Annotated in this window: 9 protein-coding genes; 1 reads left to right on the top strand and 8 read right to left on the bottom strand. The window is 64.2% G+C overall.

The annotated features are described in order from the left end of the window. Positions 1-149 precede the first annotated feature (149 nt). The 5 genes from CO676_RS26150 to CO676_RS26130 form a co-directional block, all read right to left on the bottom strand. Positions 150-1,391 carry a TadE/TadG family type IV pilus assembly protein gene (locus CO676_RS26150; protein WP_097523218.1) on the bottom strand — a complete coding sequence of 414 codons (1,242 nt, stop codon included), beginning with the start codon at positions 1,389-1,391 and terminating at the stop codon, positions 150-152. Positions 1,392-1,567: 176 nt separating this feature from the next. Beyond that, on the bottom strand, positions 1,568-2,446 hold the full coding sequence (locus CO676_RS26145) for a transglutaminase family protein (RefSeq protein ID WP_097523217.1): 879 nt from the start codon (positions 2,444-2,446) through the stop codon (positions 1,568-1,570). Between the two features lie 18 nt (positions 2,447-2,464). Further along, positions 2,465-4,873, bottom strand: a complete 2,409-nt coding sequence (locus CO676_RS26140) for a circularly permuted type 2 ATP-grasp protein (RefSeq protein WP_097523216.1) — start codon at positions 4,871-4,873, stop codon at positions 2,465-2,467. Beyond that, positions 4,874-8,200 carry a transglutaminase family protein gene (locus tag CO676_RS26135; RefSeq protein ID WP_097523215.1) on the bottom strand — a complete coding sequence of 1,109 codons (3,327 nt, stop codon included), beginning with the start codon at positions 8,198-8,200 and terminating at the stop codon, positions 4,874-4,876. Between the two features lie 137 nt (positions 8,201-8,337). Continuing rightward, the gene (locus CO676_RS26130) at positions 8,338-9,372 is read right to left on the bottom strand and encodes an aldo/keto reductase (protein WP_097523260.1); all 1,035 of its coding nucleotides are present in this window, start codon (positions 9,370-9,372) and stop codon (positions 8,338-8,340) included. A 106-nt stretch (positions 9,373-9,478) separates the two neighbouring features. On the opposite strand from CO676_RS26130, the gene CO676_RS26125 reads away from it, so the two are divergent. Further along, positions 9,479-10,432 carry a LysR family transcriptional regulator gene (locus tag CO676_RS26125; RefSeq protein WP_097523214.1) on the top strand — a complete coding sequence of 318 codons (954 nt, stop codon included), beginning with the start codon at positions 9,479-9,481 and terminating at the stop codon, positions 10,430-10,432. 50 nt (positions 10,433-10,482) lie between these two features. On the opposite strand, the gene CO676_RS26120 is transcribed toward CO676_RS26125, so the two are convergent. The 3 genes from CO676_RS26120 to CO676_RS26110 form a co-directional block, all read right to left on the bottom strand. Then, complete coding sequence (locus CO676_RS26120) at positions 10,483-11,247, bottom strand: VOC family protein (protein WP_014765940.1); 765 nt, start codon at positions 11,245-11,247, stop codon at positions 10,483-10,485. A 46-nt stretch (positions 11,248-11,293) separates the two neighbouring features. Next, positions 11,294-11,761 (bottom strand): DUF1579 domain-containing protein, encoded by a 468-nt coding sequence (locus CO676_RS26115; RefSeq protein ID WP_097523259.1) that lies wholly within the window; start codon positions 11,759-11,761, stop codon positions 11,294-11,296. 129 nt (positions 11,762-11,890) lie between these two features. Then, positions 11,891-12,178: DUF899 family protein (locus CO676_RS26110; RefSeq protein ID WP_245424470.1), on the bottom strand; the 288-nt coding region annotated here is incomplete at its 5' end.

Below are 12,178 nucleotides of genomic sequence, written 5' to 3'. Positions count from 1 at the left end.
AGGACGTACTTAGGCTGCTATTTCAATACCTTCGGAGCAAGAAAAATGCCGCCCGGCAAAGGCCGAACGGCATGGCAAAATTACCCGGAGAGCGATGATTTCGGGCCGAAGCGACCCAGGATCCATAAGCGTCTCTCCTTCGACTCAGGTTATTTCGTCAGGCGGGAAATCATGGCCGAGGCGCGTTCGCCAATGGCCTTGAAGGCCGCGACTAGCTCGGCGGTTTCCTCGGCCTCGTAATAATGCGAGGACGAGGAGGCGCAATACCTCAGCAGCTCCTGGCCGCGCTGCGGCGCCATGAACGCGACGCTGTAGATCTCGACCTTATTGGCCTTGGCCGTGTCGCACCATTGCTTGGTAACCGTGTCGTCATTGGCGTAGTTGTTCTCGCCATCGGTCATGAAGACGATATATTTCGTCGGCACCTGGCCGTTCTTGGCGGCATGGGCCGTGTTTTCCGTGTCCGCACTGACCTTCTGGTAGGCCGTCTTGAAGGCGCTGCCCGAGGCGGTGCCACCGATCGCAACCAGCGCATTGACATAGCTCGCCGTGTTACTCGTTCCCCAGGCGAGCGTTCCCGCCGCATCCTGCGAAGCATTGTAGGAGACCGCCGCGGTGCGGACATAGATCTGATCCGGATCCGCGACCAGCAATTGCGCCAGCAGGTCGCGGACGGCGGTCTTCAGGGCGTCGATCTTGGTGACGTAGCAGGGGCTGCTCGCCCACAGATTGGGGTACCTGCTCCAGTTTGACTCCGTATAGTTGGGGCAGCTCTTTTTTGTCGTGTTGATCGTGTTCGTCTTCCATGCCATCGAGCCGGACCGGTCGAGGACGAGATACATCGACAGCGCGTTTTTGGTCTCGGTGGCGCTTTCCGCCGTGGAGCTGGCTTCAAGCTCGATCGAATCCGTGCCGAGCAGTCGCGTCATGGCGTTGAACTCGATGACGCGCTTGTTGACGACGGTGACCTGGAAGATCTTTCCCTTCGCGCCGTTCGGCGTCTCGGTGATGTTCACCTCAGCCGTGTTGACGTCGTCCCACGTGGGTGTCGACGAGGCAGCGCCGGAGGAGGCTCCATCTTCGCCGTCGGCCGGGGCATCGGGCGTTGTGGTGCCGCCGGCCTGGGTCTTCAGGAATTTGCGAGCAAGCTCCTTGGCCGCCGCGATATCCGGCTGGTCGTCGGAAACAAGCGCCGAAGCCGCCGCCAGAGCGGCCGCGTCGGTCGCGTCCTGGAGCTGGTTCTTCGTCATCAGCATGTTGGCCATGTCGATGGACACGCCGCCGGCTGCGAAAAGCAGCGGCGCAGCGACCGCCGTCATCATTCCGAAATTGCCGCTCCGATCCTTCAGCATTCGGATGAAGGATCGGCCTATAGTGGACCGTCTTCCCATATGTGTGCACCCCCACACGTTGTGCCCTCTCGCCTATGACACTAGTGGATGATGCGTTACCGTGCGGTTCATGCAATCGCTGCAATCTTAACGAACCGCCAGAAAGCCCATGTTTTCTGCGGGGCGCCGTCGGGGGTGGGTCTGCCGGAAAATGGTGCGAACTGTGCCAGTTCCAGTCATCCTACCGGAATGACGTCGACGGCCTGTTCCGTTGTGTGGCTGCCGTAGCTTTTCAGCACGCCGATGACCGGCGCCACGTCGCCATAGTCGCGTCCATGGCCGACGACGATATGGTCGGTGCCTGCCGGAATATTGTTGGTCGGGTCGAGTTCCATCCAGCCGCCGGTTGTGCCGCACCAGAAGCGGACCCAGGCATGCATCGCGTCGGCGCCTTCGAGCCGCTCCTTGCCGGGCGGCGGCAGGGTCCTCAGAAAGCCGCTGACATAGCCGGCCGGAACGCCGAGGCTGCGCAGCGCCACGATCATCACATGCGTGAAATCCTGACAGACGCCGCGCTTCAGCTTGAAGGCCTCGCCGGGCGTCGTGGTCACGGTGGTCGCTTCGGCATCGTAGGCGAAATCGCGGTGGATGCGTTCGCAGACGGCGACGCCGATCTGACGCACAGTCATGTCCTCCCCGGCAATTTCGCGCGCATAGGCGGCGATGTCCGGCGTCTCGGGCAGCAGCGGACTCGGGCCAATGAAATGGTGCGGCGAGTCGGCGTCGGCCGACCAGCAGGAGGCGAGTTGCGAGGGCAGGCCGGCCAGTGGCGGCGAGAAATCGGCGGTGAGCGCGATCGCTTCGGCCTGCACGCGCGCCTGCATGCGAATGACCAGGTTCTCGTGTACGGAGCGGAACAGGATGGAGGTGGTGGCGTTGGCGAAGAAATCGACGCTTTCGGACCGCTCGCCGGGCGTCGGCTGGAACGTGACGGAGCCCGCGATCAGACGCTGGCGGCCCGCGATCGAGGCGGGCAAGACGCGCACGAGATGGCGCCCGCCGCTCACCGGAACTTCGTAACCGTAGGTGATCTTCAGGTTGATGTCATAGAGCATCGGAGCAGTCGCTCTCCGTCAGCCGAGATAGGTTTGTGCGAGCAGGTCCGAAAGTCTTTCGAGATCCTGCTCGAGCCGCTTGTAGACCGGCGCGGTCATGGCTTCCGGCGTCATCACCGCGAGGCCGGAGTGAAGCCGCATCGTCTCCCGGTAGAAGGGCGACATCTGGCCGTTGGCGAAGGCGTTCGGCAGCAGTTCGACCTCCCTCTTGATCTCGTTCAATTGAAAAAGGACGGAGCGTGGGTTGAGCGGGTCGAGCGCCAAAAGGTCGGTGACGGTCAAGGCGGCCGTATTGACGTTGTAGCGCCGGCGATGGGTCATGACGCTGTCGCCGATCTCGAGCAGCATGTCATAGGCGCCGTCCGGAGCCTCCGGTCCGGACATGTGCCCGAGCAGCCTCGTCATGTGCAGACCGCGTTCGAGATAGCGCCCGATCGACAGGAACCGCCAGCCAGTAAAGCGGTACATGTTTTCGTGGACGAGACCGGCAAAACCCGCAAGCTTGCGCAGCAGAATGGTCATCGCATGGGTCGCGTCGTCGCCGGCCGTCACGGTCGCATGGAATTTGCGTGCCGTCTTCGACAGGTCGTTCAGGGCGAGCCAGCCGTCGGGAGAGAACCGGTCGCGGATGTTGCCGGCGCTGAAGAGCGCGCTTTCGATATTGGCAAGCAGGCTGTCGGGCACCGGCTGGCGCGTGCGGATGTCGAGGGCGGCGAGATAGCTGCTGACATCCTTCAGGAGCGGCATGTTCGGATCTGCCGCTTCCGCAAAGCGGCTGTGCCAGGCGCGCAGGATTCGCAGCGCCCCCTCCGCCCTCTCGATATAGCGGCCGAGCCAGAAGAGATTGTCCGCCGCACGGCTCGGCAGGCTGCCCGGCAGGTTGCGGGTAAAACTCTCCTCGGCCGGGAGCAGCGTCGTGCGCTCGACCGGCCTGTCGCTGACGATCCAGACATCGGCGGCCGTGCCGCCCGCCTGCATGGCGATTGCCGCCACGTCATCGCCCGAGCCGATGCGGGCGAAGCCGCCCGGCATGATCTGCCAACCGTCGCGGGTGCGCGCAGCAAAGACCCTTAGGCTCATCGGACGCGGTGTCAGTTTGCCGCGCACCCAGGCCGGCGTCGTCGACAGCGTCACCACCTCCTGGCCGACGAGCTTGCCGCCGTCTGTCGCCAGCCATTCGGCGACCGAGGCCTTGGCGGTGTCGCGGAGTGAGGCACCGAGCACCGATTGCCCGTTGTCGTCGAAAAAGGGGCGCGTCGAATAGGCCGGGCCGATGACCATGCCCTCGATGTTGCCCGCGACCTGCTGGCGTTCCGGCTGCTGCCCGCACCACCAGGTGGCGATCGACGGCAGCTTCTGCTCTTCTCCGAGCAGATGGCGACACAGCGTCGGCATGAAGGCGAGGAGGGCACGCGTCTCGAGAATGCCGGAGCCGATTGCGTTGACGATCGAGACGGAGCCGGCGCGGAGCGCTTCGACGAGGCCGGGCGTGCCGATATGGGAGGATTGATCGAGTTCCAGCGGATCGGCGAACGAGGCGTCGAGGCGGCGCCACAGGACGCCGATCGGCTTCAGGCCGGCGACGGTGCGCACCATCACGCGACCGCCGACGACGGTCAGGTCTTCGCCTTCGAGCAGCATAAAGCCGAGGTAGCGGGCGATATAGGCGTGCTCGAAATAGGTTTCGTTGGCGATGCCCGGCGAGAGAACGGCAATGCGGTCGTCCGGATGCAGCTTTTGAGCTTGGAGGGTATCGCGGAACGCTCCGAAGAAGCTCGCCAGGCGGTGGACGTGGGTTTCGGCGTACAGGTTGGAAAAGGCGCGCGTCGTCGCCACGCGGTTTTCAAGCGCAAAGCCTGCGCCGGACGGCGCTTCGGTCCGGTCGGAAAGAACCCACCAGTTACCGTCGGGGCCACGCCCGATCTCGAAGGTACAGAAGTGCAGGAAATGTCCGCCAGCCGGCTCGACGCCGACAAGCGGGCGCAGGAACTGCGGATTGGAGGCGACGAGCGCCGGCGGCAGCAGGCCTTCGCGGACAAGGCGGTTCTCGGCATAGATATCCGCAACCACCTTCTCCAGGAGCTCGGCGCGCTGGATCAACCCCTCGGAAACGGCGGCCCATTCGGTTTCGTCGATCAGCACCGGAATGTGTGACAGCGGCCAGCTTCGTTCGGTGCCTTCCTTGCCGTAGGCGCGATAGAACACGCCGGCGTCGCGCAGATAGCGGTCGGCGCGCGCGAAGCGGTTGGCGAGCTCCGTTTCGTCCATCCGGCCGAGCGCGGCAAGCAGCCGCTGCCAGACCGGCCGGACGTTGCCCTGCGGGTCGAGCATCTCGTCGGCGACGCCCGGCAGGGCGCGATAGCCGAACGCCGGGTCGCCATCGAGACGCCCGTTGCCTATTGCCTCTGCCGCCAGTTTCTTCGCCATTTACACTCCTGCCGGACGCCTCAAGTCGAGCGTCAGGGGAAACTCCGCCGATGGGGTTTCGGGTCGCAGCCGATACATGCCGGTCGTGTGGCCCCAGGGTTCAAAGCGCGCCAGCCGGCGTGCCTCCGCCTCGTTGCCGTTGACCGGAAAGGTCTCATAGTGACGCCCGCCGGGATGCGCAACGTGATAGACGCAGCCGCCGATCGCCCGATTCGACCATGTATCATAAACGTCGAATGTAAGGGGAGTGTTCACCGGCAAGACGGGGTGCAGGCCGGCTGCCGGCTGCCAGGCCTTGTAGCGCACGCCGGCGACGGCGATGCCGTTCGTACCGGTTTTCGACAGCGGCACCGGCCGGCCGTTGCAGGTGACGATGTAGCGATCGGGATTGCCGGTTGCGAGCTTCACCTGGAGACGCTCGACTGACGAATCGACATAGCGCACCGTGCCGCCGATCGCGCCCTGCTCGCCCATCACGTGCCAAGGTTCGAGCGCCTGGCGGATTTCGAGCTTCGCTTCCTCGTATTCGACCTCGCCACAGAAGGGGAAGCGGAATTCGAGCTGCGCCTCGAACCATTCCGGCCGGAAGTCGAAGCCATGCACCCTCAGATCAGCGAGAACATCGAGGAAATCCTGCCAGACATGGTGTGGCAGCATGAAGCGGTCGTGAAGCGCCGTGCCCCAGCGCACGAAACCGCCTTCGACCGGGTTTTTCCAGAAACGGGCGATGAGGGCGCGGACCAGCAATTGCTGGGCGAGCGACATGCGGGCGTTCGGCGGCATCTCGAAGCCGCGGAACTCGATGAGGCCGAGGCGCCCCGTCGGACCGTCGGGCGAGAAGAGCTTGTCGATGCAGATCTCCGAGCGGTGCGTATTGCCGGTGACGTCGACGAGCAGGTTGCGGAACAGTCGATCGACGAGCCATGGCAGCGGCGGCACGCGGCCCGCGCCGGGCACCGGCACCTGGGCAAGGGCGATTTCCAGCTCGTAAAGCGAGTCATGGCGTGCCTCGTCGATGCGCGGCGCCTGGCTGGTTGGTCCGATGAACAGGCCGGAAAAGATATAGGAGAGAGAGGGATGCCGCTGCCAGTGCAGCACGATGCTCTTCAGAAGATCCGGCCGGCGCAAAAAGGGGCTGTCATTGGGGCTACGGCCGCCGACCACCACGTGGTTGCCTCCGCCGGTTCCCGTATGGCGGCCGTCGATCATGAACTTATCGGCACCGAGCCGGCTCTGGCGCGCCTCCTCGTAGATCGCCGTGGTGATATCGACGCATTCCCCCCAGGTCGAAGCCGGGTGGATATTGACTTCGATCACGCCCGGGTCGGGTGCGACCCGGATGACGTTGATGCGCTCGTCCTGCGGCGGCGGATAGCCTTCGATATGGACGGTCAGGCCGAGTGCCGCCGCGGCCCGTTCGGTCGAGGCGATGAGATCCAGATACTCCTCGATGTCCGTGGTCGGCGGCATGAAGACACTGAGCCGGCCTTCGCGCGGTTCGACGGTGATCGCGGTGCGCACGGAGCCGTCGATCTCGTCGCGTGCGGCGGGCAGCGGCGTTTGCGGCTCCTCGGCCGGTTGGAAGCGTGACTGTTGGGCGCGACCCTTCTCTTCGGTGAAGTTAGGCAGGTCCGTGCGCGGAACGGTTGGGTCGACAGGATTGATATAGGGATAAGCGGAGGGGGAAATATAGGGCAGGGCACCGAGCGGCAGGCGGTAGCCGACCGGGCTGTCGCCGGGCACAAGGAAGATACGGCCGCGCCGGGTCTTCCATTTCTCGCTCGTCCATTTCCGGCCGGTAGCCCGGGAATTCCAGGCCTGTACCGGCAGCGCGTAGCCTGTTGGCGTCGTCAGGCCGCGCTCGAAGACGCGGGCGAGGCGGCTGCGCTCCTCCGGATCCTTCAGCTTCGAGTTGGACGGGTCGACATTGTTCGGCAGGTTCGCTTCCTTGATGATCCATTCGGCCGGATCCTCATAGGCAGGTACGACCATGTCGGCGGCGAGGTCGAGCTCGCCGGCGATGGCGACCAGCAGGCGCTCGGCGTCGCGCTCACTCACATCTTGCTTGCCGCGTTCCTCGGCAATCAGATCCGGTCGCTGCCAGATCGGCAGGCCGTCCCGGCGCCAATAGAGCGAGAAGGTCCAGCGCGGCAGACCTTCGCCGGGATACCACTTGCCCTGCCCGTAGTGCAGGAAGCCGCCCGGCGCGAAACGCTCGCGCAGGCGGCGAATGAGCGTGTCGGCCTTTTCGCGCTTGGTCGGGCCGACGGCGGCCGTGTTCCATTCGTCGGATTCGAAGTCGTCGATCGATACGAAGGTCGGCTCGCCGCCCATGGTCAGGCGCACGTCGTTGTCGGCCAGCACCCGGTCGACCTCGATGCCGAGGGCGTTCAGCGCCTCCCAGCTTTCGTCGGAAAAAGGCTTGGTGATGCGCGGATGTTCGGCGACGCGCGCGACCTTCATGTCGAAGGCGAAATCCGACTGCGTGTCCGGATCGCCGAAGAAGCCGCCGGAGATCGGCGCGGCGTTCCGGAAGTGCGGGGTAGCGGCGAGCGGAATGTGGCTCTCGCCGGTAAGCAGGCCGGAGGTCGGATCGAGCCCGACCCAGCCGGCCCCGGGGAGGTAGACCTCGGCCCAGGCGTGAAGGTCGGTGAAGTCGTGCTCGGTGCCGGAGGGGCCATCGAGCGCCTTCAGGTCGGGCGTCAGCTGGATGAGATAGCCGGAGACGAAGCGCGCGGCATAGCCGAGATTGCGCAGGATCTGCACCAGCAGCCAGCTCGAGTCGCGGCAGGAGCCCCTGGCCACACCGAGCGTCTCCTCCGGCGACTGCACGCCCGGCTCCATGCGGATGACATAGCCGATCTCCTTCTGCAGCCGCGCATTGAGGCCGACCACCATGTCGACGGTGCGCTGGCGCGAGCGGTCCACGCCTGCCATGAACGCCGAAAGCCTTTCGCCCATCGGCTCCGGCGTCATGTAGATCTTCAGATCCTCGCTGAGGTCTTCAGGGTAGCAGAACGGCCAGTGCTCGGATTCCTCCTCGACGAAAAAGTCGAAGGGATTATAGACGGTCATGTCGGCCACGAGATCGACTTCGACCTTCAGTTCGGTGACCGGATCGGGAAAGACGTAACGGGCGAGATAGTTGCCGTAGGGGTCCTGCTGCAGATTGACGAAATGGTTTTCCGGCGAGACTTTCAGCGAATGGCTGATGACCTTCGTCTTCGAATGAGCGGCCGGTTTCAACCTGATGATCTGCGGCGAGAGCCTTATCGGCCGGTCATATTTGTAATGGGTCAGGTGATAGATACTGGCCTTGATCGACATACAGCGTTTTTCCCCTCGATGGCGGGTCCTTCGCCCGCCATTCGCAAGGACTTTGTGCAATGCGAACAAAGAAAGCAAGCCGAAACCGGGATGGTTTCGGCGGGCCTTGCGCCTTCGGCAGCGGCGCGATCCTGGTCTCAGACCGGCGGTGGATTGAGCCGGGCAAAGCCCTCCTGCCGGTAGTAGGGGAAGTGGGGGTAGGGCGCCGTCGTCGCGCTCGCGGCGTCGAGGCGGGCGACCTGGTCGGCCGATAGCGACCAGCCAACGGCGCCGAGGTTCTGGCGCAATTGTTCCTCGTTGCGCGCCCCGATAATGACGCTCGAGACGGTCGGGCGCTGCAGGAGCCAGTTGATGGCAATTTGCGGCACAGTCCTGCCGGTTTCCTCCGAGATCCCTTCCAGCACGTCGACGATGTCGTAGAGCCTTTCGTCGTCGACGGGCGGGCCGAAAGCGGCGGTGTCGTGCAGTCGGCTTCCCTCCGGCCACGGCTCGCCACGGCGTATCCTGCCGGTCAGCCGACCCCAGCCGAGCGGGCTCCAGACAAGCGCGCCGACCCCCTGGTCGAGGCCGAGCGGCATCAGTTCCCATTCGTAGTCCCGACCGACGAGAGAGTAGTAGACCTGATTGGCGACGTAACGCGGATAGCCGTGCCGGTCGGCGGCGGCGAGCGATTTCATCAATTGCCAGCCGGAGAAATTGGAAACGCCGACATAGCGCAGCTTGCCGGAGCGCACGAGCATGTCGAGGGTCGTCAGCACTTCCTCGACCGGCGTTCCGGCATCGAAGGCGTGCAATTGCATCAGGTCGATATAGTCCGTGCCGAGCCGCTTCAGGGCGGCGTCGACGCCTTTGACGAGGCGCGCGCGGGACGAGCCGGCATCGTTCGGTCCGTTGCCGACGGGCAGCGACATCTTCGTCGACAGGAGCACCTCGTCGCGCCGTCCCTTGACCGCCGCTCCGAGGATGACCTCGGAGTCACCGTCGGAGTAGACGTCCGCCGTGTCGAAAAAATTGACGCCCGCCTCCAGGCAGATGTCGATCAGGCGGCGGGCCTCCGCTTCGGCGGTGGTGCCCCAGGCGCTGAAAAGCGGACCCTTGCCACCGAATGTGCCCGCGCCGAAGCTGAGCGCCGGCACCTTCAATCCGGACGAACCAAGCCGTCGGTATTCCATCTTGAACTCCTTCGTGCTCATGCCATTCTTGCGACGAGAAGGATGGAGCGGACGGCGATTTGGATATAGACTGCCGGCGGGAACATTATCTGTGAGTTGAATTCACATGTCGCGACCCTCGGTCAACCGCTCGGGCGAAATGGAAGTCTTCGCCAAGGCAGTGGAACTCGGCGGCTTTTCCGCCGCGGCCCGCCACTTTCGCATGACGCCTTCGGCGGTTAGCAAGCTCGTGCTGCGTCTCGAAGAGCGGCTCGGCGTCCGGCTGGTAAACCGGTCAACGCGTAAGCTGCAGCTTACGCCGGAGGGGCATGCTTTCTACGAACGCACGACGCGGGTCCTCGCCGACATCGACGAGGCGGAGCGTTGCGCCTCGGCCGGTGAAAGCCCGACCGGCCGCGTGCGGCTGAATGTCAATGCGTCCTTCGGCACTCATATCCTGATGCCGCTGGTCCCTGAATTCCGCGCCCGCTTTCCGGCCGTCACGCTCGATATCGTCCAGACCGATGCGGTCGTCGACCTGATGGAGGCGCGCGCCGATGTGGCGGTCCGGGCAGGACCGCTCAAGAGCTCGACACTGATCGCCCGCAAGCTCGGCGCGACGCGGATGATGATCGTTGCGGCGCCTTCCTATGTGGAACGAAGGGGCATCCCCAGGAGCCTAGATGAACTGCGGACCCATGACCGGCTTGGCTTCTGCTATGCCCGCGCGGTCGACGGCTGGCCTCTCAGGGATGCGGGCGAAACGATCGTACTTGCCGCTTCGGGGGGCGTGCAGGTCAGCGATGGCGAGGGACTGCGGCAGCTCGCCCTTGCCGGCGCCGGGCTGGCCCGCCTCGCCGAGTTCGCCGTGCGCGAGGACCTTCGCGCCGGCCGGCTGCTGCCGGTGCTCGAGGAGTTGAATCCGGGCGATCTCGAGGAAATTCACGCCGTCTTTCTGGGGCAGGGCGGGGCTCTCCCTTCCCGCGTGCGCGCGGTTCTCGACTTTCTTGCCAGCCATGCCCGCGTCACGCCGGTGTTGCCCAATGGCTTCAACCGTCAGGCAGCGCAGGCGTCGGCATAGGGACAAAGGCTCGCGGGTACCGCGAGCCCTCTCTTCTGTCGACGTTCGTGTCAGCGCTTCGGTGCGACGAGCGCGAAAAGCGCACCCTGCGGATCGGTGCATTGGACGATCCAGGCGCCGCCGGGCACTTCCATTGGCTCCTGAATGATCTTCGCACCGCCGGACTTGGCCCGATCGATCGCTGCATCCAGCGCCTCGACGTTGAAGTAATAGAGCCAGTAGGGGGGCGCGGGGATTTCCTTCGGCTTGGTCATCATGCCGCCGATCGGCTGGCCGTTGAAGGCGAAGATCTGGTAAACGCCCATCTCGCCCATATCCATCGCCTGGTCCTTGGTCCAGCCGAACAGTTTCGAATAGAAGTCGAAGGCCGTGTCGAGGTCGCCGGCCATCAGTTCATGCCAGCCCACATTGCCGGCGGCCATCTGGTCCATGGGGGGCGGCGGCTCGCCATCGCCCTTGAAGAGGGCAAAGGCCGCGCCATGGGGGTCGGTGACGATCGCGAAGCGGCCGACGCCGGGAATGTCGTCCGGCGCGCGGTGGACGGTGCCGCCCGCGGCGGCGAGCTTGTCGGCGGCCGCGTCGACGTCATCGACCGCGACATAGCCGAGCCAGGCCGGCGGCACCTTCATCTCGAGCGCCCCGTCGGGCATGGTCATCAGACCGGCCACCTGGTGGTCGCCCATGGAGAATAGCGTGTAGTCCATGCCAGGCATGTCCGCATTGCGGGCGGACCAGCCGACGACGCTCTTGTAGAAGGCCTCCGCAGCCTTCGTGTCCGTCGTCATCAGTTCGTACCAGATGAATTTCCCATGCATTGTCGATCCTCCGGGTGGGGCGACGCAACGGTCGCCGTGGCATCAGCTATTGGCGGCGATACTCCGCCTGCATCATTTCCTTCCAGCTTCCGTCTTCGGCCTGGACGCGGGCCGTCAGTGTCCTGCGGTTCGCATCGATCAGCGTTATTCTGTCCTGGTATCTGGCCGATCTGCCGGGATTTTCAAAGTCCGGGCCTTCGCAATTCAGTGCAAGCGTCTTGCCGTCGTCTTCGATCTCGCCGTCATAGACCCACATATGGGTCATCATGGAGCCGACCCATGTGCCTACATAGCGACCGGTCAGCGGATTGAACCCAAGCGTCATCAGGGTCTGGCCGGGATTCCCGTCCGGCATAGTGCCTTGCCCTTCACAAACCACCCAGAGGCCTTGCATCGAGCGGACATTCTCCACCCATGGGCCGCTCGCCTCGGCGCTTCCGGTCGAATCTTCTGACGTCCATTCGCCGAGCAGTTGTTCCAGCCAACGGTGTTCTTCCTGAGGCTCTGATTTCACTTTTTCCTCCTTGATTTCGCGCACGGTCGTTTACCCGACTTCGGGCTCTTTCGATTGCGTAGCCGTAGTTTGTGTCCCGATGCCGCGAGACACCGAGCGTGACATAGGGCCGGTGGCCGCCAAGTCCATTCAGTCGCAGCAGGCGTGTGGTTTCGGTGTGTCCTCGTATTCATCATGACGACGGACGAAATCCATATTCGTGCGTTCATTGCGCCCCCTGGGAGCGCGATCAAGAAGCATCAGGGTGCCGGCCATTTCCTCCAGCCCACGGGCATAGGTCGAATAGGTGTGATAGACGGTCCCATCCTCGTCTTTGTAGAAGGCGCTGAGGCCAGGGAGTTCCTCGAAGGCGTCCTTAGCATTACAGTTGCATTTTAGTTTTGAGGTGAGCTCGTCGAGCGGCCGCCTGATGGGCGC

The organism is Sinorhizobium sp. BJ1 (genome assembly GCF_002531555.1).
GTDB lineage: Bacteria > Pseudomonadota > Alphaproteobacteria > Rhizobiales > Rhizobiaceae > Sinorhizobium > Sinorhizobium fredii_B.
The sequence above is the reverse complement of the archived record's forward strand: the minus strand, read 5'-3'. Positions and strand labels throughout refer to the sequence as shown.